The following is a 21,390-nucleotide window of genomic DNA, read 5'->3' as shown; positions in this document are numbered from 1 at the left end:
GACTCTCCGTCACGTGGAAAACGTACCACCCGAGTCTAGCCTATGTACTTCACCGCCAAGCTTACCGTTTGGCAGGGAAAGCACCACTGCGCACGGTCAGGCCGGCAGCGCTACCCGCGACGATGCGGCCACGCGGCCCGCGCTCCTGGCGCCACCTACCGCACCACGCCCACCACCCGTGCCAGCCGGCCGGCCAGCATCGTCGAGCTGGAACTGGCTGACGATCTGCGCCAGCTCGCGCGCCTGTTCCTGCATCGATTCGGCGGCGGCTGCCGCTTCTTCCACCAGCGCGGCGTTTTGCTGGGTGACGGTGTCCATCTCGGTGACGGCCTGGTTGATCTGTTCGATGCCCTGGCCCTGCTCGGCGCTGGCGGCGGCGATGTCGGCCATGATGACGGTGACATCGCGGATGCTGTCCACCACTTCGGTCATGGTCTGGCCGGCTTGTTCCACCAGCGCGCTGCCCTCACCCACCTGCTGCACCGAGGCGTTGATCAGCGTGGTGATTTCCTTGGCGGCGGCGGCCGACCGGTGCGCCAGGTTGCGAACCTCGGTGGCCACCACGGCAAAGCCGCGTCCCTGCTCGCCGGCGCGCGCCGCTTCCACGGCCGCGTTCAGGGCCAGGATGTTGGTCTGGAAGGCGATGCCGTCGATCACGCTGATGATGTCGGCCACCTTGCCCGACGACGTGCGGATCGATTGCATGGTATCGACCACGCTGGCGACCACGGCGCCTCCCTTCACCGCCACGTCGGACGCGGTCTGCGCCTTGCGGCGCGCCTCCTGGGCGTTGTCGGCATTGTGGCGCACGGTGGACGTGAGTTCTTCCATCGACGACGCGGTTTCTTCCAGCACGCTGGCCTGCTGCTCGGTGCGGGCCGACAGATCCTGGTTGCCGCTGGCGATCTGCGACGACGCCGAGGCGATGGTCTCGGTGCCGCCGCGCACGCGGCCGACAATCTGCTGCAGGCTGCCGCTCATGGTGTGCAGCGCGTGCAGCAGCTGGCCGGTTTCGTCGCGCGTGGGCTGGTAATGGCGCGTGCGCAGGTCACCGGCAGCCACCGCCTCGGCCAGCGTGACGGCCGCGCCGATGGGGCGGGTGACCGAACGCGTGATCAGCCAGGCGCCGGCGCTGCCGCACACCAGAGCCAGCACGGACAACAGGATGGTGGTCAGGCGGGTGGACGCGATGCGCGCAGCGATGTCGTCCATGGCGCTGGCCGCAATCGCCTTTTGCAGCTTGGCCAGCCCGCCGATGGTCGCTTGCAGGGCGTCGAGTGCGGGCAGCGTAGTGCCCAGCAGCGCCTCGGTCGCCTCGTCACGCTTGCCCTCGGCCAGCAAGGCGCTCACTTTGGAAAATGCCTGCACATAGATGGCGCGGTCGTTCTTGAACTGCGCCAGCAGGGCCTTGCCTTCCGGGCGCGTGATCATGGCGTCGAGCACGGCCACGGCATCGGTGATGGTCTTCTTGTTGGCGTCGATCTGGCCGCGCACGCGGTCGGCGTAAGCCTGGTCCGGCGCCATGAACAGTTCCATCGTGTAGCGCGCGTTGGCGCGGGTGGTGGCGTCGATCAGCGCCACGGCGTCGGCCTTGGCCATGTCTTCGTGGACGATCTGTTCGCTGCGGTTGCCGATGCCGGAGATCTGGGCGATCGACACCACCGACTGCACGGCCATCATCAACAACACTGCCGCAAAGCACAAACCCAGCCGGGTGCCAATTTTTAGATCCTGGATACGCATACCTTCTCCCTGCACGATCTGGTTTTATGGTGAATCTCCGGCGAATTTCGGAGCAGAGACTAGCAGTGACAGCACACGACAACCAGTGGTGTCACGCAAACGATGTTAACCATTTAATTTACATGGCGCAATGAATGCGGAGTCAATCCCGGTGATTATTTTGCATCGCAACAACGCTATCGCGTTCCCGAATTTCTGCCATTCATGCCGCGCCGTCTGCCGTCCATCGCATCAATTCCCCGAAACGGGCGATTGCCGCTACCATCATCGGCACATGCAAACCTGGCATGTTTGACCGTTTCATCACTTCGACGAGGTATCCATGAATCGTATCGCCCTGAAAGTCCTGCCTGCGCTGCTCCCAGTTCTGCTTCCTACCATGCTGCTGGCCAGCGCCCTGCCCGCCCATGCCCAGACCACCACTGCAGCATCCGAGGTTCCGCTGATCGAACGCGCCAAAATCTTCGGCAACGCCAGCAAGTCCGGCGCCAACATCAGCCCGGACGGCAAGTGGCTCTCGTGGATCGCACCGCGCGACGGCGTGCTCAATGTGTGGGTGGCTCCCAGCAGTGATTTAACGAAGGCGAAGCCGCTCACCGACGAAAAATCGCGGCCGATTCGCAGCAGCTTCTGGGCGCCGGATTCGAACACGGTGCTGTTCATCCAGGACAAGGGCGGCGATGAAAACTTCCTGTTGTATGGCGTCGATGTCGTCTCGGGCAAGCAGACCAACTACACGCCGTTCGAGAAAACCCGGGTGCAGATCGTCAACATCAGCAGCAAGGTCAAGGACCGCATCCTGATCGGCATCAACAACCGCGATCCGAAGTGGCACGACGTCCACAGCCTCGACCTGAAAACCGGCAAGCTGACGCTGGTGCAGCAGAACGACGGCTACGCCGGCTTCCTGGCCGACGAACAGCTCAAGCTGCGCCTGACCATCAAGGCGCGCGCCGACGGCGGCGCCACCTATTACCGCATCGTCGATGGCAAGATCGAGACCACGCCGGTGACCGAAGTGGGACTCGACGATTCGCAGACCACGGCGCCGCTGGGCTTTACTACCGATGGCAAGACCTTGTACTGGACCGACTCGCGCAACCGCAATACGTCGGCGCTGCTGGCCCAGGACGTTGCCAGCGGCAAGACCACCGTGGTGGCCGAAGATCCGCGCGCCGACATCTCCAACGCCCTGCTCGACAAGCGCACCGGCCGCGTGCTGGCCTACGGCGTCGATTACCTGAAACAGGAATACGTGCCGCTCACCGACGCACTGAAGGCCGACCTGGCGTACCTGAAGAAAAACATCGAGGGCCAGTTCTTCGTCAGCTCGCGCAACGAGGCCGACGACAAGTGGCTGATCACGGTCGATCCGGTCACCGCGCCCTCGTCCACCTGGCTGTACGACCGCAAGGCCAAGAAGCTCAGCAAGTTGTACGTGAGCCGGCCCGAACTCGAAGGCGCGCCGCTGGCCGCCATGCATCCGCAGGAAATCAAGGCGCGCGACGGCCTGACGCTGGTGTCGTACCTGACCCTGCCCAAGTCGGTCGATGCCAACGGCACCGGCCGCGCCGGCAAGCCGGTGCCGCTGGTGCTGATGGTGCACGGCGGCCCGTGGGCGCGCGACCGCTACGGCTACAACAGCTACCACCAGTGGCTGGCCAATCGCGGCTACGCGGTGCTGTCGGTGAACTACCGCGGCTCGACCGGCTTCGGCAAGAATTTCATCTCGGCGGCCGACCTGCAATGGGGCCGCAAGATGCACGACGACCTGATCGACGCGGTGGACTGGGCGGTCAAGAGCGGCATCACCACCAGCGACAAGGTGGCCATCATGGGCGGATCGTACGGCGGCTATGCCACGCTGGCCGGGCTGGCGTTCACGCCCACCACGTTTGCCTGCGGTGTCGATATCGTGGGGCCGTCGAACCTGTTTACGCTGCTGCAAACCATCCCGCCGTACTGGGAAGCGGGCAAGCAGCAGTTCTACAAGCGCATGGGCGACCCCACCACCGAGGAAGGCCGCGCACTGCTCAAGGAACGCTCGCCGCTCAACTTCGCCGCCGACATCCAGCGTCCGCTGCTGATCGGCCAGGGCGCCAACGACCCGCGTGTGAATGTGCGCGAGTCGGTGCAGATCGTCGATGCGATGAAGGCCAAGAACATTCCGGTGACGTACGTGGAGTTCCCGGACGAAGGCCACGGCTTTGCCCGGCCGGTCAACAATATCGCCTTCAACGCGGTGACCGAAAACTTCCTCGGCAAGTGCCTGGGCGGGCGCGCCGAGCCGATCGGCGGCACCATCAAGGCGTCCACCGCGCAGGTGAAATATGGCGCCGAGTTTGCACCGGGGCTGGTGGAAGCGCTGAAATAAATAGTTACGAAACAGTTAATTCATGCGGAAAAGCAAGGGAAATTTGTTGCATGTAGAATAACTGGAGAGGCATCCGCCGTGGATGCCGGTGCTCCACGGAGAAACGCATGCAAACCTTGTTTTCCGCAGGATTTATCCTGTGCGTGGTGCTGTGGGGCGTGCTCGCCCCCGACCACATGGCGGCGGTGTTCGACACCCTGCTCGCTGCCGTCACCCGCAACTTCGGCTGGCTGTATTTATGGGTGGTGCTGGGCCTGGTGATTTTCGCCGTGTGCACCGCCTTCAGCCGCTATGGCAACCTCAAACTCGGTGGCGAAGATGAAGAACCCGAGTTTTCCGTGGTCAGCTGGTTCTCGATGCTGTTTGCTGCCGGCATGGGCATCGGCCTGGTGTTCTGGGGCGTGGCCGAGCCGATCTCGCATTACAGCTCGGCGCCGCCGGGCGTGGTATCCGGCACCCCGGAAGCGGCCAACGCCGCCATGCGCTACGTGTTCTTCCACTGGGGCGTGCACCCGTGGGCCGTGTACGCCATCGTCGCGCTGTCGATCGCCTTTTTCCAGTACCGCCGCAACGGCACCGCGTTGATCAGCACCGTCACCGAGGCGCTTCCGTGGCGCTTCGTGCAGCAGCTCTCGCCGCTGGTCAACGGCATCGCCGTGGTGGCCACGGCATTCGGCGTGGCCGCGTCGCTGGGCGTGGGGGCGCTGCAGATCAACAGCGGCATGCACGCGGTCTTCGGCATCGACATCAGCGATGGCAACCAGGTGCTGATCATCATCGTCACGTCGTGCATGTTCATCGCCTCGGCGGTGAGCGGCGTGGAAAAGGGGGTCAAGCTGCTCTCCAATGCCAACATGATCATGGCTGGCGTGCTGGCGCTGGCCGTGTTCATCCTCGGTCCCACCGTGGCCATCATCGACACGCTCACCAACTCGCTGGGAAGTTACGTCAACGATATCGTGCGCATGAGCTTGCGCGCCACGCCGTTCCGCGACAGCACCTGGGTCGGCACCTGGACCATCTTTTACTGGGCCTGGTGGATTTCGTGGTCGCCGTTCGTTGGGTTGTTCATCGCGCGCGTCTCGCGCGGGCGCACCATCCGCGAATTCATCCTCGGCACCGTGCTGGCGCCGTCGCTGGCCGCGTTCATCTGGTTCTCGATCTTCGGCGGCACCGCGCTGTACATGGAAATCTGGCAGCATGTGCCGCTGGCAGAAGCTGTCAAGGACGATATGTCCACCGCGCTGTTTACCATGTTTAACGCCATGCCGTTCGGCGCCATCATGTCGGTGGTGGCCACCGCGCTGGTGGTGATTTTCTTTGTCACCTCCGGCGACTCGGCGGTGCTGGTGCTTGGCATGATGAGCGCCAGGGGGAACCCGAACCCCACCGCCCGCAGCAAGGTGATGTGGGGCGTGCTGGTGGCGGGCATCGCCATCAGCCTGCTGCTCGCCGGCGGCCTGAAGGCGGTGCAAACGGCCACCATCCTGTTCGCGCTGCCCTTCTCGCTGGTGATCGTCATGATGGCGGTATCGCTGTACCGCGCCATGCGCGAGGACTGGATCGCCGAAGACCGGCGCGAGAAGGAGTTGCGGCGCAAGGTACGGCAGATGGTGTCCAAATAATTATTTGGTACCTGCCTTGCGGTTGTAGTAATCGGCCAGCACGCCAAACGCCTGCTTGCGCACGCCGGTTTCCGACATCAGGCCCTTGCGGTTCCAGCCGTTCTGGAACACCGGGTGTTCGCGCCGTGGCGACTGGAAGTCTTTCAGGATCCACGGCGACAGCCCGCGCAGGGACGGCAGCTTTTCGGCCAGCGCCAGGGTCTGGCGGTAGTACTCGGCCTGGTACTCCTCGGTGAATTTCTTCATGCCGTCGTTGCGGTAGCCGGCCAGCGCGTCGGCGCCGAATTCGGACAGGATCAGCGGCCGGTCGGTGGGCAGCTTCCATTTCAGGTTGGGCAACGCATCGAGCGTGTCGCCGCCGTACCAGCCGACGTAGGTGTTTACGGCCAGCACGTCGAGCTTGTCGGCCAGCGGGTCCTGGATTTCCGTGACTTCTACACCGTTCACCTTGTGGCGCTCGACCAGCAGCGCCGCGCTGACCAGGCGCGTTGGATCGAGCGCGCGCACGTTATCTGCCATGGCGCTGTGGAAGGCGGTGCGTGCGGGCGATACCGGGGTCTCGTTACCCACGCTCCACATCACGACAGCGGCGCGGTTGCGGTCGCGGTAAATCGTTTCGGCCTGCATCACCAGGGCCTTGTGCAGCACGGCCGGGTTTTCCCAATCGACGGTCCAGTACACGGGAATTTCGCTCCAGACCAGCAAGCCGATTTCGTCGGCCAGGCGCAGCGTGGTTTCCGAGTGCGGGTAGTGCGACAGGCGCACGTAGTTGCCATTCAAGCCGTGCTTGATCTCGTTGAGGAGCGCGCGCGACGCCTGTTCGGTCATGTTGCGCGCTGGGTTCGATCCGAACTCCTCTTCGTGCAGCGAGATACCGCGCAGGAAGATTGGTTTGCCGTTGAGCAGAATCTCGTTGCCCTTGACGGCGATGGTGCGGAAACCGATACGGTCGCGGATGGCATCGGTCGCGGTGGAAAAGCGCACGTCGTACAGCTTCGGACTGTCGGGCGACCAGCGTTGCAGCTTGCCCGGCGCGGCCAGCGCGAATACGGCGCGGCCGGTGGCGTCGGTGGTGGCGCTGGCGGTGGCCAGGTCGCCGATCGCCACTTTGACCACCTGCCCGGCCGCTTGCGCGCCTTGCAGCTGCACGGCGCCGGTGATGCGGCCGTCCAGGCCCAGGCTCACGGTGGCGTCGTCGATAAAGGTGGCGGGCGTGGTGATCAGGCGTACCGGGCGCGTGATGCCGCCGTACAGGTCCCAGTCGGTGATCGGGGTGGGAATGGTTTGCGCGTCGTGGGTGGAATCGACGCCGACGGTCAGGCGGTTGTCGCCGGCGCGCAGGGCGTCGGTCACTTCCAGCACGAACGGCGTGAAGCCGCCTTCGTGGCGGCCGATTTCCTTGCCGTTCAGGTACACGTAAGCGCGGTAGTTGACCGCCTCGAAGCGCAGGAAGGCGCGCTTGCCCTGCTCCTTGCGCGCATTGAACTTGCGCTGGAACCAGACCAGGCCATCGTAGTAGCGCAAGGTGGGCGTGGCCGCGTTCCAGGCGCCGGGAATGTTCATCTGCGCGCTGCGATCGAGGTCGAATTCGAAGAACTCGACGCCGCCCTTGGCTTCCTGGGCGGCGATGTCGATGTCGCGGTAGCGCTGCATGCGCGACTTGGCCACCCAGCCGTTGATGTCGTTCAGACCGGTGCGATACAGGTCTTTCGAATAGGTCCACTGGCCCGATAAATCCTGGCTGTCGCGCGACTGCGAGGAGGTCAGCAGCACGGCCGGGCGCAGGTCGGCGTGGGTGGTTGACGGCGTTGCGGTGGCCGCAGCAGCGGCCGGTCCGAAGTGGAGTACCAGGCACAGAGTGATAAGGATTTTTCTCATGGTCGTCAAATAAATCTCGTTAATCGTTAGCGTAACAGGCCGGCCGCGCGGGCCGCTTCGTCGAGGCTATCGCCGACCAGCGCCATGTTCTGGATCGCCGCCAGCCCCCATTGCGCCGAGCCGTTGGTGCTGATGTCGGGCTGCTCGTTGAGCGGGCGCAGGGTGGCGGTGCCGTCGATGCGGCGCGTCGCGTCGCGGGGGGCGTTCCTGGCGAAGTCGTTGCCGAAGAATTCGCGCCAGGTGCGCAGCGCCAGCGCGCGGTCACGTTCGTGGTAGGCGGCGTAGGCGGTCATGCGCGAATTGGTGTTGGTCATGCCACGTCCGCCCGGATCTCGGCCCAGCAGCGCCACCAGGTCTTCTTTCGGCGCGTTGTAGGCGCGGCAGTAGGCGAGCCAGGTCTTGCGGTAGGCCGGCACGTCCACCAGCGCCAGCAGTTCCGAATTCATTTCCACCACGCCGAACACGCCGTTCAGATTCGAGAACTGGACATAGTCGCCGGCGCCGCCGAACTTGCCGGTCTTCGGGTCGTACGGCGCGGCCGAGGCGAACCAGCCGCGTTTGAGGCCGCCGATGGTCTGCATGCCGTTGACGATCTTGTCGCGCCAGCGCGTGTCGCCGGTGCGCTCCCACTCGGCCAGCCAGGCCGCGATCAGCGAACCCCACACGGTGCCGAACGACGCATTGATCATGCCGTCCGGTGCGGCGCGGGCGGCATTGGGCGCCAGCTTGCGCGAGATATCGACCTTGTGCAGGTCGGCGTCGGAATCGAGCAGTTCGCGCATCAGGTCACCGGCGCGTTCGTCGGCGGTGAGGAAATAATAGATGCGGCGATAGGCGGCATTCGATACCCGCGGCTGCTTCGACGAATCGGACCAGTGCTGCACGCCGTGGCGCGTGCCGAAACCCTTGAAGGGCCCCAGGTGATACACATCGACCTCGCCGGTGTGGCGCGTCATCGCCTCGGCCATGCGGAACAGGTCGGCGCGGCCGGTGCGCAGGTAGCTGTACCACAGCCACAGGTCGGTGGACAGTTCCGAGTTGTCCCAGGCGTAGCCGCCGATATCGTAGCGCCACATGTGGCGGTCGTTGTCGTAGGCGTGCATCACGTCGCCGTAATTCCAGAAGCCGTACCAGCGGTGCTGCTCCACTTCGCGCAGGTACTGGTCCAGTTGCGCGGACAGCTTGTCTTCGAGCAGGCGCCGGCCCGGCGTGCCGGTATCGACCACGTCCCAGTCGCCGAACACGGCGCACTGGTGGATGCGCTCGGGCGCCAGCACCAGGCGCGCCGGATTGGCCACCTGCTCAGCCATGTGCGAAAACGCATCGTGCGATGGCGTGGTGCTCAAGGCCCACAGTTGCAGCTCACTGGTGCGGGCCACGCCGGTGGCCGAGTCCCAGCCTTCTTCGTAATCCTCGTAGATGATGTTCAGGCCGGCGATCTGCTTGTCGTGCGTGTCCATGCCGTTGACGGCGCGGTACGGCCGCATGTCGAGCGCTGGCGCCGACGGCGAGTACAGCCAGGCGGTGATGTCGGCCATGTCGCCGGCAGCGTTGCGTACATCGAGGCGGGTGGTGGCGCGCTGCCAGAAGTCGCGCAGGCCCAGCGCCACGCCGCCAGAAGCGCCGCCCACGTAGGCCAGGCCCTTGCTGCACGTGCCGCCATTGACATCGATCCAGGCCTGGCCGGCAGCCGTGCGCTTGCGCAGGATGAAACCGTCGGCGCTGAGCTGCGTGAACGAAAAATCGTTCCACTGCGGGATCCACTGCATGCCGTCCTGCACCGGCTTGGCCATGCCGGCCAGCGGCGGCAATGCCTGGCCGGCCACCTGCGCGGCGCGGAACGTATCGCCGGGATCGCGGCGCAGGCCGGTGACGGGCCGCACGGCCTCGCCCCATACGCCGATGCCCTCACCGGCGTAGCGGATGTGGCGGTCGTATGCCGGGTCCGTCATCGGCACCCTGGCGGTGACAGCCAGGCCGGCGATGAAATCCTGCTTGGCGTTGCCGTCGAAGATGAAGGTGTGGACGATGCGCACGTTCTCGGCGCCGGCATAAAAATACAGGCGGACCGAGAATGGCAGCCAGTCGCGCCCGTTGCCACTGTGTTTGCCGTCGAGCTTGAGCGTGGCGCGCACGGGGCCGGTCTGCTCGACCGTCACCTGCTCCACGCGGCTGGTATAACGCTGGCGGGTTACCGTTCCGGTTTCGTCGGGTTCCGGCCCGTCCTGGCGCAGCGCCAGCAGTTTCACGTCCTGCACGATAGTGCGTCCGGCCCGGGTGGCGGAGGCGATCAGGTGTTCGCCACTGGTCGGCACGGTCCACACGGTGGGGCCGACGGTGACGGTGATCAGGGCGGTGGTCTGCCTGACCGCTACCGCGCCGGCAACCGCTGCCGGTGCGCCGGCCTCCAGGCGCCAGGCCTCGGCAGCACTGCCGGCCGCCGGTGCGCCGGCCGCCGGAACGCCGGCCGCCGCAGTACCAGCACCCACACTCGCGGTAGCGGAGCCGCCGGCACTTTGCGCACTGGCCGCCACCGCGTGCGCGGTCCATTTCAACGAACCATCGGGCCAGTACGCCAGCGGCCACGATTGCACGGCCGGTGCGCCGGCGCCCGCCAGGCGCAGTTGCAACACTCCCTTGGCGGGTACGCGCAGGGTGCCGCGCGGCCACGGCACGCCCAGCGTGGCGCCGTCAAACCGGGCCGGCGCCACGCCGTCCAGCCAGCGCAGCACGGTGTCGGCCACCGGCCGCGGCTTGCTGCCATCGTTGGCGGTGGCGGCCAGCGCCAGCGACGGCAAAGTGGACACCACGGCGGCACTGGCGGCCGACTGCATGAACTGCCGGCGCGACGTAATGAAGGTCGTCATGGAACGTGTCTCGCTGAAATATTAGTATTAAAGCGAGTATAGGGCTGCTGTGCCGACGGTGATCATTACCGCGCCAAATAATCACAAGCTTGCACACTTTTAGTCACCCGGCAGATGTAGGGCGATAAAGCGTTGCTGGCGTGCTACCTCGAAGAAGAGATTTGTAGCAAAAGATTTCTCACGGAGCTTTGATATTGCCGATGAAATATTTTCATGGCCTAATGTTCCGCTGCACATGCGCGGGCGGCGATCCTGCCGGCGCATCGAGGCAGTTCGACGATTCAGTTCGTTAAATAAGTTCGATAAAAAATGGAGAAACACCATGCAGGGTAAACACTTGTTGCGCGGCCTCGTGAGCACCACGCTCGCAGTCGGCATGACCTCGGGCGCGCTGGCAGCGCCCACCACCGCAACGCCAGCCAGCGCTGCCACCGCGTCGGCTTACAACCAGCCGCCGAAGGAAATCCTCGACGTCATGCGCGCGCCGCCACCGCCGGTGCCATCGCTGAGCCCCACCCGCGACAAGCTGATGCTCGTCACCATGCAGGACTTCCCGTCGATCGCCAAGGTGGCCACGCCGTTCCTGCGCCTGGCCGGCGTGCGTATCGAGCCGGGCAACCACAGCCAGCACGATACCCCGGGCGGGTACGGGATTCCACCGTGCGTGAGCGCGATCGACCTGGTGCAGGTTACCGACGGCAAGCAAACCGCCGTCAAGCTGCCGGCCGACGCCTGCCCGCGCCGCCCGGTCTGGAGCGCCGACGGCCAGCGCTTTGCGTTTGAAAACATCACCACCGCAGCGGTCGAGCTGTGGGTGGGCGACGCCAAAACCGGCGCCGTGCGCCGCCTGCCTGGCGTACGCCTGAACCAGATGTTCGGCGACCAGGTGCAATGGATGCCCGACCAGAAAACCCTGCTGGTCAAACTGGTCACCGGCAACAAGGCCCCGCCGGTGGAAGCTCCCGGCTCGGCCGGCCCCGGCATCCAGGAATCGATCGGCGGCACCGGCCAGAGCAGCACCTATGAAAACCGCGACACGCTGCGCAACCGCTACGACGAATCGCTGTTCAACTACTACGGCACCTCGCAACTGGCGCTGGTCGATGCCGCCACCGGCAAGATTACCAATGTCGGCAAACCGGGCCTGTACGAAGAGCTGAGCGTGGCGCCGGACAGCCGCCACGTGGTGGTCACCGAAATCCGTCCGCCGTACTCGTACGTGACCACCTTCGACCGCTTCCCCAAGCAGATCGACCTGTGGGACCTGCGCAGCGTGAAACCGGGCGCCAACCCGGTCGTGCGTGAAATCGCCGCGCTGCCGCTGGCCGACCGCGTACCGAATCGCGGCGTGCCGACCGGCCCGCGCAACTTCACCTGGCGTCCGACCGACGCGGCCACGCTGGTGTGGGCCGAGGCGCTCGATGGCGGCGATCCGAAAGTGAAAGCGGCCGAGCGCGACAAGCTGGTCATACTGAAGGCGCCGTTCACCGGCGCGCCGGTGGAAATCACCCGCACCGAGCAGCGTTACGCCGGCCTGTCCTGGAGCGAAAACGCCGGCACCGCGCTGCTGAGCGACTACGACGTCAACCGCAAATGGCGCCGCACCTGGCAGCTCAACGTCGATGACGCGAAAAACTCGCGCCGCCTGGTGTGGGATATGTCGGCCGACGAAAAATATGCGAATCCGGGCAACCCGGTACGCCGCCAGCTGGCCAACGGTTCGTGGGTCATCCGCCAGGACGGCGACACCATCTACCTGTCGGGCATGGGCTCGTCGCCCGATGGCGACCGTCCGTTCCTCGACAAATTCAGCCTGGGCACGCAGCAGTCGGAGCGCCTGTTCCGCAGCGGTAAAACCTCGTATGAACAGTTCATCGGCTTTGCCGGCAACGATACCCGTCGCCTGCTGACCTGGTACCAGTCCACTACCGACACCCCGAACGCGCTGCTGCGCACCGTGGGCGCACCAGCGGCCGGCGCGGCCAAGGGCGAAGCGGCGTTCGATTCGTCGAGCGCACCACTGACGCACCTGAAGGACACCGCGCCACAAGTGCGCGAGATCCAGAAGCGCCTGGTGAAGTACAAGCGCGCCGATGGCGTCGATCTGTCGTTCACGCTGTACACGCCGCCCGGCTACAAGGAAGGCACGCGCCTGCCGACCATCCTCAACGCCTACCCGCTCGACTACGCTGACGCCTCGCAGGCCGGCCAGACCACCGGTTCGCAAGCGACGTTCACCCGCCTGCGCCAGTACCGCCTGCTGCTGCTGTCGGGCTACGCCATCATCGACAGCGCTGCCTTCCCGATCGTGGGCGACCCGCGCAAGGCGTACGACACGTACACCGAGCAGCTGGTAGCCAACGCCAAGGCGGCGGTGGACGAAGCGGTGCGCCTGGGCGTGACCGATCCGGCCCGCGTGGGCGTGACCGGCCATAGCCACGGCGCCCTGATGACCGCCAACCTGCTGGCGCACTCGGACCTGTTCCGCGCCGGCGCGGCCACCAGCGGCTCGTACAACAAGTCGCTCACGCCATTCGGCTTCCAGAACGAGCGCCGCTCGGTATGGGAAGCGCCGGACGTATACACCAAGGTTTCGACCTTCTTCTACGCCGACAAGCTCAAGACGCCACTGTTGATCGTGCACGGCGGCGACGACGCCAACCCGGGCACCACGCCGCTGCAATCGACCAAGCTGTACGAGGCGATCCGCGGCAACGGAGGCGTCACCCGCCTGGTGATGCTGCCGCACGAGCCGCACTGGTACGCAGCGCGCGAGTCGAACGAACAGCTGGTATATGAAATGCTGCGCTGGTTCGACAAGTACGTGAAGAACGCACCGGCGGCTGCACCTGCCAGCGCCGCAGCCAACTAAGGTTTGCGGCAGATCCCGTCCCGGTTCATCCGGGGCGGGAAACGGTATATACTCTTCCCATGAACACCCCGCGCCTCCCTGTCCACTGCAACCGCACGTCTCCGTCCCGGAATGCGTTGCCTGCGGCCGCACGCTTTGCCGTGCCGGCCAGGGACCTCGCCCGCCTTTTCGTCGCTCGGTAAGCAAGAACCTTCCGGTTCACCTGCCTGCCGAGCCACCTCACCGCCCCCGCTCGACCGCAAGACCGCCCGTGGACACAGGTCCACCGGATCACCCACGCACGCCCCTTAATAAACTGGAGCCATCATGCATCCTCAGATTACCGTCTCGTCGCTCGACATCGAACGCCTGGAAGCGTTGTTCGACGCCTTGCCCATCGCCACCGCCAATGCCAACGCCCGCCTGCTGGCGGAACTGGGCCGCGCCAGGGTCGTGGAGCCGGAGCAAATGCCACCGAACGTGGTCACCATGCGCTCGCAGGTGCGGTTCGACATCGAACAGCCACCGCAGCAACTGTGCCTGACCCTGGCGTACCCGAAAGACATGGCCGAACTCGATGACGGCATCTCGATCCTGACCCCGATCGGCACCGCGCTGCTGGGCCTGTCCGTGGGCGATCGCATCGACTGGCCCCTGGCCGACGGCCAGACCACCAGCCTGCGCATCGTCGATATTCCCTACCAGCCGGAACGCGCCGGCGAAATCTTCCGCTGAAGTGCGCCAAAGAAAATACTAGACGACTGGTCTAATTGTGCTAGACTACGTTTCATGAAAGCCGAATACACCGACATCCGCCAGCACATCCTCGACCAGGGCAAGGCCATCATCACCCGCAAGGGTTTTGCCGGCGTGGGCCTGAACGAGATCCTGACGGCGGCGGCTGTGCCCAAGGGTTCCTTCTACCATTATTTCAAGTCGAAGGAATTATTTGGCGAGGCGCTGCTGGCCGATTACGTGGCGCAGTACCTGGTGCACATGGACGGCCTGCTGGGGCAAATCGGCAAACCGGCGGCGCAGTGCCTGATGGCCTACTGGGACAGCTGGTTCAGCGACGCGACCGGGAGTGCCGACAGCTGCAATTGCCGCTGCCTGGTGGTCAAGCTCAGCAGCGAGGTGGCCGATATGTCCGAGCCGATGCGGGTCGCCCTGCGCGACGGCACCGACCACATCATCGCCCGCCTGGCGGTTGCCATCGAGCATGGCGTGACGGACGGTTCGCTGCCTGCCCCGGCAAGCAGTCAGCACCTGGCGCAAACGCTGTACCAGCTGTGGCTGGGCGCGGCCATGCTGACCAAGCTGCGGCGCGAGCCGAGTGCGTTGAATTCGGCCTGGCACGCCACGCTGGACCTGCTGCACCTGGCGCCAGCATCGTATCCCCTGCGCGGATGATGTCGTCCGCGTTTTTTTGACACAGACTCTAGACGACCAGTCTAATAACAAGGAGCTATCCATGAAAAATTTTGAATTCCATAACCCGACCAAGATCGTCTTCGGCGCCGACACCGTCGGCAAGCTCGCCACCCTGGTCCCCGTTGACGCCCGCGTGCTGATCCTGTTCGGCGGCGCCAGTGCCGAAAAAACCGGCACCCTGGCCGAAGTGCGCACCGCCCTGGGCGAACGCACCGTGCGCGAGTTCGGCGGCATCGAACCGAACCCCAGCTATGAAACCCTGATGCGCGCGGTCCACCTGGTGCGCGAAGAAAAAATCGACTTCCTGCTGGCAGTCGGTGGCGGTTCCGTCATCGACGGCACCAAGTTCGTGGCTGCCGCCGCCTTGTTCGACGGCGAGCCATGGGACATCGCCCGGCAAGGCGGCGCCAACGTGCAACGCGCCCTGCCCTTCGGCTCGGTATTGACCTTGCCGGCCACCGGTTCCGAGATGAACAACGGCGGCGTGGTCACGCACAAGGCCACCCAGTCCAAGCTGGCCTTCCGCCATGCGCTGCTGTTCCCGGCGTTTTCCATCCTCGATCCGCGCAAGACGTTTACGCTGCCGACCAGCCAGGTCGCCAATGGCCTGGTCGATGCCTTCGTCCACACCACCGAGCAATACCTGACCTACCCGGTCAATGCCAAAGTGCAGGACCGCTTTGCCGAAGGCTTGCTGCAAACCCTGGTGGAAATCGCCCCGCAGGCGGTGGCCACCCCGGACGATTACGAAACCCGCGCCAACCTGATGTGGACCGCCACCCTGGCGCTGAACGGCCTGATCGGCGCCGGCGTACCGCAGGACTGGGCCACCCACATGATCGGCCATGAACTGACCGCCCTGTACGACATCGACCACGCCCGCACCCTGGCCCTGGTGCTGCCCGCCCTGCTCGATGTACAGCGCGAGCAAAAACGCGGCAAGCTGCTACAGTTTGGCGAACGCGTGTGGGGCATCAACGAAGGCACCGACGACCAGCGCATCGACGCCGCCATCGCCCGCACCCGCGCCTTCTTCGAGGGCCTCGGCATTCCTACCCGCCTGTCCGCCTACCAGCTGGGCGACGACGCCGTGGAAGCGGTCCTGAAACAGTTACAAGCGCACGGCATGACCGCGCTCGGCGAGCACCGCGATATCGACCTGGCGCGCAGCCGCCAGATTTTGCAAGCAGCACTCTGAACCACCCCACCAACCCATTCACGACCAAGGACACACAATGAACATTCTGATGGTACTGACCTCGCACGACCAACTGGGCGACACCGGCAAAAAAACCGGTTTCTGGCTGGAAGAATTCGCCGCACCTTATTACACGCTGAAAAACGCCGGCGCCAAGCTGACGGTGGTGTCGCCAGCCGGCGGCCAGCCGCCGCTCGACCCGAAAAGCGACGAACCCGATGCGCAAACGGAAGCGACCAAGCGCTTCAAGGCCGACCCGGAGGCGCAAGCCGTACTCGCCAATACCGGCAAACTGGCTGACGTGAAAGCGGAAGATTTCGACGCCGTGTTCTACCCGGGCGGTCACGGCCCGCTGTGGGACCTGGCCGAAAGCCGCGATTCGATCGCGCTGATCGAAGCCATGATCGCCGCCGGCAAACCGGTTGCTACCGTGTGCCACGCACCTGGCGTGCTGCGCCACGTGAAGGCACCGGACGGCTCGCCGCTGGTCAAGGGCAAGAAAGTCACCGGCTTTACCAACACCGAGGAAGAGGCAGTGGGCCTGACCCATATCGTGCCGTTCCTGGTGGAAGACATGCTCAAGCGAAACGGCGGCGAGTACTCGAAACTCGGCGACTGGCAGCCGTACGCGATCACCGATGGCCTGTTGATCACCGGCCAGAATCCGGCTTCGTCGGAAGCGGCCGCCGAGGCGCTGCTCAAGCTGCTGGCCTGATCAGCCTTGCTTGGCCGGCTTGCACGCCGCTGTCGGATTGGCGGCGGGGCCGGCGGTGGTTTGCGGAATGAACGGAATTGCCGTTAAATTCCACGAACGTGTGGTGCACGGTGCCGGTCTTGAGATTCTTGTCCATGATCTTGCCGCGATGGATATCAGCGCAACCGCAAGTTACCACGCGCACAGCACCGGAAATACTCATCCCGCTGAGCGTTGTCTGGACACGCATAATGTTTTGCCACGCATAAACAACCGGCGTATAGTGATCTGGCTGCACCTTCCCGTTGCTTCCCTTTTTGAGCGAGGTCACCCATGAAAAAGCTGTTCGTTACCGGCATGCTGCTGGCGTTTGGCGGTGCGGCGTTTGCTGCCGAGCCTACCGCCCAGCAAAACAAGATGAAAACCTGTAACGCCGAAGCCACGGGCAAGAAAGGCGATGAGCGCAAGGCTTTCATGAAGCAGTGCCTGAGCGCCAAGCCGGCGCCGGTCGTCGCGGCCGAACCGGAAATCCCGCTCAGCCAGCAGAACAAGATGAAAAAGTGCAATAACGACGCCGTCGGCAAAAAAGGCGACGAACGCAAGGTGTTCATGAAAGCCTGCCTGAGCGCCAGGTAAGCGCACTTCCTGATGAGGTCCGAGACGCCACCCCGTGCAACCAGCACCGGGTGGCGTTTTTTTGCACTTGAAATTGCCTCACTGGCACGAAAATTGCATAGGACATACTTTTTGTGATCGACCAAAAGTAATGAACGCAAATCCTTTACCGCGTTCGGGCATGTTTTTACCCTACATGCCGGACGTTGCGCGCTGCGAGCTGTCGCTGCGCGAACTCAATCAGATGTGGCAACTTATCGAGTCGTCCGCCAAGATGAACTGCCCGGCCGAGGCGCGCCTGCTGCTGCCCGCCATGGTGGCCACGCGCGCCGGTTTCGCGCACCTGGAACAGGCGCTGATCGCCAACCTGGTGCAGGAGAAGGTCAACCAGGTGCTGGCCAACCTCGGCACGCAGGCCCGGTACGCCATCGACATCCTGGTGCGCAACCTGTTCGAGCGCACCGCCGATGTCGGCTTCCTGGCCACCGACGCCGACCTGTGCACCTTTGTCGCGGACTTTGGCGACGACAGCGACCACGACCACCATCGCGCCAGCCTCGACGCCGCGCGCCGGCGCCTGGCCGCCTACCGCGACAAGTACACGGTGTACGATGAAATCCTGCTGCTCGATACCGGCGGCCGGGTGCTGGTGCAGGCCGACATGACCACGCCGGTGGCGCGCAGCCTCGATCCGCTGCTGGCCGCCACCCTGGCCGCCGACGGCTACGTGGAGACCTTCCGCGCCACCGACCTGCGGCCTGCCAAATCGCGCGCGCTGGTGTACTCGCATCGCATGCGCGATCCGCGCAGCGGCGCGGTGGTCGGCGTGCTGTGCCTGTGCTTCAATTTCGAGCAGGAGATGGACGCCATCTTCAGCGCCTACCGCGATCCGTCGCACCGCGCCAACATGCTGCTGCTCGACGCCGACAACCGCGTGGTCAGCAGCGCCGATCCGCTATGGATACCGACCGGCGTGCGGGTGCCGGTCAACACGGGCGGCGCCGCCCGTCCGCTGCTGTTCGGCGGCCGCGAATACCTGGTGCAAACCTTCGGCTGCAACGACTACCAGGGCTACCCCGGCCCCACCGGCTGGAAGGCGCAATTGATGGTGCCGCTGGACCTGGCCTTCCGCGACAGCGGCGCCGACGTCATCCAGGGCGCCGATGCGCAACTGGTGCAGGGACTGCTGTCGCATGCGCAGGCTTTCAGCCCGCCGCTGCACGAGCTGATGACGGCCGTCACGCGCACCACCCGCACCATCGGCCGCATCGTCTGGAACGGCAAGGTGACCAGCCACGGCGACGGCAATGGCAACGGCAGCGGTGGTAACAACAGCCGCCTCAACACCATCCTCGACCAGATCAGCGGCACCGGCGCGCGCAGCGATGCGCTGTTCTCGCGCTCGATCCGCGACCTGTACCAGACCGTGCTGGCGGCCAGCATCAGCCAGGCCGAACTGACCTCGCAACTGCTGGTCGATATGCTGGACCGCAACCTGTACGAACGCGCCAACGACTGCCGCTGGTGGGCGCTCACCGCCCAGTTGCGGCGCGGCCTGGCCGAGGGCGGCGGCGACGACGCCATCAAAACGGTGCTGGTCCACATCAACCGCCTGTACACCGTGTATGCGCGGCTGTTCGTGTACGACCGCCAGGGCCGCATCGTCGCGGCCACCGGCGCCGGCCCGCTGCCGTGCACCCACGTCGATGCCGACACCCTGGGCCGCGTCTGCGCGCTGCGCAGCGAACTCGATCACCACGTGGAACGGTTCGCACCGTCGGCGTTGTACGGCGGCGCCCCCACCTTCATCTATCACGCCGCCATCCGCCACCCGGAGCAGGCGGCCAACGTGGTGGGCGGCATCGGCGTGGTGTTCGATGCGGGACCGGAGCTGGCCAATATGCTACACAGCGGTGTGGCGGGACGGCGCAATATGCACGCGTACTTCATCACGCCGGAACGGCAGGTACTGGCCAGCACCGACGCTGCCCATCCGCCAGGCGCCACGCTGGCGCTGCCGGCCACGCAACTGGCGGCGCTGCTGGCGGCGGCCGACCGCAATGGCCGCAGCAGCGGCGCGCTGATGATGGAGCACGACGGCCAGTACGTGATCGCGGCCTGCTCGCGCGCAGCTGGCTACCGGGATTTCCGTACCGGCGCGGGCGTGGAGCAGCCGGTGCTGGCGCTGCTGCTCGAGTCGTTCGGACCGGTGCGCGATGCGCGCGAACTGGCGGCGCTGGGCGCGCAGGCGGTGCAGGTGGAACCAATGGAAGGCGCAGAAGCAGCAGGGTCCGGCACCGGAACCGGGACCGGGACTGACTACGCCATCTTCCACGCCGGCGGCGCGCTGATGGCGCTCCCGGCGCGGGCGATCCAGGAAGCGGTGCCTTTTACGCGCGTGCAGCGAGCGCCCGGCAACCACCGGGCGCGGGTGGGCATGCTCGACATGGCGCCGGGCGGCGGCAGCAAGCAGTTCGTGTGGGTGTTCGACCTGGCGCTGCTGGCCACCGGCCGCGCCGCCGTCATCACCGACAACAGCCAGGTGATGCTGGTCAAATTCGGCGCGGGCACTATCGGCCTGGTGGTGGACGACCTGCACTCGGTGCAGCAGTTTTCCAGCGATGCGCTGACCGCCTCGCCCATGGGCGTCGGCGCCCAGGCGCTGGCGCCGCGCCTGATCAAGGCCAACGGCGGCCACCTGCTGATCGAGGAGATCGACCTGGAACGGCTAGCTTTGCGGCTGCGAGCCTGACGCGCGGCGACGGTACAGCATCAGCGTCGCCAGCAGGCCACACACGGCGGCAAAGGTGAGCCACCAGCCGGGCGCACTCTTGTCGCCGGTCGCCTCGATCAGACCGGTGGCCACCGCCGGCGTAAAGCCGCCGAAGATCGCGGTGGCCAGGCTGTAGGCCAGCGAAAAGCCCACCGTGCGTACCTCGACAGGCATGACCTCGGTGAGCGCCACCACCATGGCGCCGTTGTAGCTGGCGTACAGGAATGACAGCCACAGTTCCACTTCCAGCATGCGCGTAAAGCTCGGCGCCTGCACCAGCCAGTGCAACGCCGGCCAGGCGGTGAGGATGGCCAGCACGGTGCAGCCGACCAGCAGCGGACGACGGCCCACACGGTCGGACAGCGCCCCCATCACCGGCAGCCAGATAAAGTTCGATACGCCCACGCACAGCGTGACCAGCAGCGCCGCGCTGGTACTCAGGTGCAGCACCGATTTACCGAACGTGGGCGTGTACACGGTGATCAGGTAGAACGACACGGTGGTCATCGACACCAGCATCATGCCCGAGACGATCAGGCCCCAGTTGGCCACCATTGAGCGGAAGATCTCGCGCAGCTCGGGGCGGTGCTTGCGGTTCCTGAATTCCTCGGTTTCCTGCAGCGAGCGGCGGATCATGAACAGCACCGGCACAATCATGCAGCCGACAAAGAACGGCAAACGCCAGCCCCACTCGGCCACCTGGGTGGGCGCCAGTAGCTGGTTCAAGCCGAAGCCCAGCGCGGCGGCGACCACGATCGCCACCTGCTGGCTGGCCGACTGCCAGCTCACATAAAAGCCCTTGCGTCCCGGGGTGGCCATCTCCGCCAGGTACACCGACACGCCGCCGAGTTCCACGCCGGCCGAGAAGCCCTGCAACAGGCGGCCGGTGAGCACCAGCAGCGGCGCGGCATAGCCGATGGTGGCGTAGCCGGGCACGCAGGCGATCAGCAGCGTGCCGGCTGCCATCAGCGCCAGCGTGACGATCAGGCCCTTGCGGCGGCCCACGCGATCGACATAGGCGCCGAGGATGATGGCGCCCAGGGGCCGCATCAGAAAGCCGGCGCCGAAGGTCATGAAGGTCATCATCAGCGACGCCACTTCGTCGCCGGCCGGGAAGAAGGCGGCGGCAATGGCATTGGCATAAAAGCCGAACAGGAAAAAGTCGAACATCTCCATGAAATTGCCGCTGACAACGCGGAACACGGTGCCGGCGCGCGATGGCGCGGCAGGCGCCGGCGGAATGGGGAGACTGGAAGGAATGGGTGACATGGCTACCTCGGGTTGACGATGGTTTTACGAACTTTGTCAGCCCATTATTAGGTATTTCATTAGTAAAGTAAA

Annotated in this window: 14 protein-coding genes; 9 read left to right on the top strand and 5 right to left on the bottom strand. The window is 65.2% G+C overall.

Features of this window, described 5'->3' with window-relative positions; all coding sequences use genetic code 11:
• Positions 1-96 precede the first annotated feature (96 nt).
• Positions 97-1,743 (bottom strand): methyl-accepting chemotaxis protein, encoded by a 1,647-nt coding sequence (locus ASF04_RS23290; protein WP_056147074.1) that lies wholly within the window; start codon positions 1,741-1,743, stop codon positions 97-99.
• A 322-nt stretch (positions 1,744-2,065) separates the two neighbouring features.
• Here ASF04_RS23290 and ASF04_RS23285 point away from each other — a divergent pair, with 322 nt between their 5' ends.
• Together ASF04_RS23285 and ASF04_RS23280 are read left to right on the top strand one after the other, a co-directional pair.
• Positions 2,066-4,117 (top strand): S9 family peptidase, encoded by a 2,052-nt coding sequence (locus tag ASF04_RS23285; RefSeq protein ID WP_082488968.1) that lies wholly within the window; start codon positions 2,066-2,068, stop codon positions 4,115-4,117.
• Between the two features lie 107 nt (positions 4,118-4,224).
• Positions 4,225-5,742, top strand: a complete 1,518-nt coding sequence (locus ASF04_RS23280) for a BCCT family transporter (RefSeq protein ID WP_056147072.1) — start codon at positions 4,225-4,227, stop codon at positions 5,740-5,742.
• Here the strand turns inward: ASF04_RS23280 and ASF04_RS23275 are convergent, their stop codons facing one another.
• Positions 5,743-7,620, bottom strand: a complete 1,878-nt coding sequence (locus ASF04_RS23275) for a glycoside hydrolase family 2 protein (protein ID WP_056147070.1) — start codon at positions 7,618-7,620, stop codon at positions 5,743-5,745.
• 26 nt (positions 7,621-7,646) lie between these two features.
• Entirely contained in the window at positions 7,647-10,487 is a 2,841-nt protein-coding gene (locus ASF04_RS23270; protein WP_056147069.1) for a hypothetical protein, read from the bottom strand.
• A 322-nt stretch (positions 10,488-10,809) separates the two neighbouring features.
• On the opposite strand from ASF04_RS23270, the gene ASF04_RS23265 reads away from it, so the two are divergent.
• The 5 genes from ASF04_RS23265 to ASF04_RS23245 all read left to right on the top strand — a co-directional run bounded on the left by ASF04_RS23265 (position 10,810) and on the right by ASF04_RS23245 (position 16,682).
• Entirely contained in the window at positions 10,810-13,359 is a 2,550-nt protein-coding gene (locus tag ASF04_RS23265) for a prolyl oligopeptidase family serine peptidase (RefSeq protein WP_056147066.1), read from the top strand.
• A 306-nt stretch (positions 13,360-13,665) separates the two neighbouring features.
• Positions 13,666-14,073 (top strand): nucleoside diphosphate kinase regulator, encoded by a 408-nt coding sequence (gene rnk, locus ASF04_RS23260; protein WP_019923287.1) that lies wholly within the window; start codon positions 13,666-13,668, stop codon positions 14,071-14,073.
• A 54-nt stretch (positions 14,074-14,127) separates the two neighbouring features.
• A complete protein-coding gene (locus ASF04_RS23255; RefSeq protein WP_056147065.1) occupies positions 14,128-14,748 on the top strand; it encodes a TetR/AcrR family transcriptional regulator in 621 nt (206 codons plus the stop codon).
• Positions 14,749-14,809: 61 nt separating this feature from the next.
• Positions 14,810-15,967: an iron-containing alcohol dehydrogenase gene (locus ASF04_RS23250; RefSeq protein ID WP_056147062.1), complete on the top strand. Its 1,158-nt coding sequence runs from the start codon at positions 14,810-14,812 to the stop codon at positions 15,965-15,967.
• A 37-nt stretch (positions 15,968-16,004) separates the two neighbouring features.
• On the top strand, positions 16,005-16,682 hold the full coding sequence (locus ASF04_RS23245; RefSeq protein WP_056147060.1) for a type 1 glutamine amidotransferase domain-containing protein: 678 nt from the start codon (positions 16,005-16,007) through the stop codon (positions 16,680-16,682).
• On the opposite strand, the gene ASF04_RS27965 is transcribed toward ASF04_RS23245, so the two are convergent.
• Positions 16,666-16,992: a hypothetical protein gene (locus ASF04_RS27965; RefSeq protein ID WP_200931135.1), complete on the bottom strand. Its 327-nt coding sequence runs from the start codon at positions 16,990-16,992 to the stop codon at positions 16,666-16,668. The two genes, ASF04_RS23245 and ASF04_RS27965, sit on opposite strands and share 17 nt — an antisense overlap.
• A 2-nt stretch (positions 16,993-16,994) precedes the next feature.
• Here ASF04_RS27965 and ASF04_RS23240 point away from each other — a divergent pair, with 2 nt between their 5' ends.
• Both ASF04_RS23240 and ASF04_RS23235 read left to right on the top strand, forming a co-directional pair.
• Complete coding sequence (locus ASF04_RS23240) at positions 16,995-17,297, top strand: PsiF family protein (protein ID WP_056147058.1); 303 nt, start codon at positions 16,995-16,997, stop codon at positions 17,295-17,297.
• Positions 17,298-17,457: 160 nt separating this feature from the next.
• Positions 17,458-20,028 carry a chemotaxis protein CheW gene (locus ASF04_RS23235; protein ID WP_056147055.1) on the top strand — a complete coding sequence of 857 codons (2,571 nt, stop codon included), beginning with the start codon at positions 17,458-17,460 and terminating at the stop codon, positions 20,026-20,028.
• Here the strand turns inward: ASF04_RS23235 and ASF04_RS23230 are convergent.
• The gene (locus ASF04_RS23230) at positions 20,005-21,318 is read right to left on the bottom strand and encodes an MFS transporter (RefSeq protein ID WP_056147054.1); all 1,314 of its coding nucleotides are present in this window, start codon (positions 21,316-21,318) and stop codon (positions 20,005-20,007) included. The two genes, ASF04_RS23235 and ASF04_RS23230, sit on opposite strands and share 24 nt — an antisense overlap.
• Positions 21,319-21,390 lie beyond the last annotated feature (72 nt).

This window comes from Duganella sp. Leaf61, assembly GCF_001421905.1.
In the GTDB taxonomy this organism is placed as follows: Bacteria; Pseudomonadota; Gammaproteobacteria; order Burkholderiales; family Burkholderiaceae_D; genus Rugamonas; species Rugamonas zoogloeoides.
Note: the sequence above shows the minus strand (reverse complement) of the source record. Positions and strands in the feature narration are given on the sequence as shown.

Coding starts and splice junctions, on each gene's coding strand:
- ASF04_RS23290 (WP_056147074.1), bottom strand. CDS start 1,743: ATGCGTATCCAGGATCTAAAAATTGGCACCCGGCTGGGTTTGTGCTTT.
- ASF04_RS23285 (WP_082488968.1), top strand. CDS start 2,066: ATGAATCGTATCGCCCTGAAAGTCCTGCCTGCGCTGCTCCCAGTTCTG.
- ASF04_RS23280 (WP_056147072.1), top strand. CDS start 4,225: ATGCAAACCTTGTTTTCCGCAGGATTTATCCTGTGCGTGGTGCTGTGG.
- ASF04_RS23275 (WP_056147070.1), bottom strand. CDS start 7,620: ATGAGAAAAATCCTTATCACTCTGTGCCTGGTACTCCACTTCGGACCG.
- ASF04_RS23270 (WP_056147069.1), bottom strand. CDS start 10,487: ATGACGACCTTCATTACGTCGCGCCGGCAGTTCATGCAGTCGGCCGCC.
- ASF04_RS23265 (WP_056147066.1), top strand. CDS start 10,810: ATGCAGGGTAAACACTTGTTGCGCGGCCTCGTGAGCACCACGCTCGCA.
- rnk (WP_019923287.1), top strand. CDS start 13,666: ATGCATCCTCAGATTACCGTCTCGTCGCTCGACATCGAACGCCTGGAA.
- ASF04_RS23255 (WP_056147065.1), top strand. CDS start 14,128: ATGAAAGCCGAATACACCGACATCCGCCAGCACATCCTCGACCAGGGC.
- ASF04_RS23250 (WP_056147062.1), top strand. CDS start 14,810: ATGAAAAATTTTGAATTCCATAACCCGACCAAGATCGTCTTCGGCGCC.
- ASF04_RS23245 (WP_056147060.1), top strand. CDS start 16,005: ATGAACATTCTGATGGTACTGACCTCGCACGACCAACTGGGCGACACC.
- ASF04_RS23240 (WP_056147058.1), top strand. CDS start 16,995: ATGAAAAAGCTGTTCGTTACCGGCATGCTGCTGGCGTTTGGCGGTGCG.
- ASF04_RS23235 (WP_056147055.1), top strand. CDS start 17,458: ATGTTTTTACCCTACATGCCGGACGTTGCGCGCTGCGAGCTGTCGCTG.
- ASF04_RS23230 (WP_056147054.1), bottom strand. CDS start 21,318: ATGTCACCCATTCCTTCCAGTCTCCCCATTCCGCCGGCGCCTGCCGCG.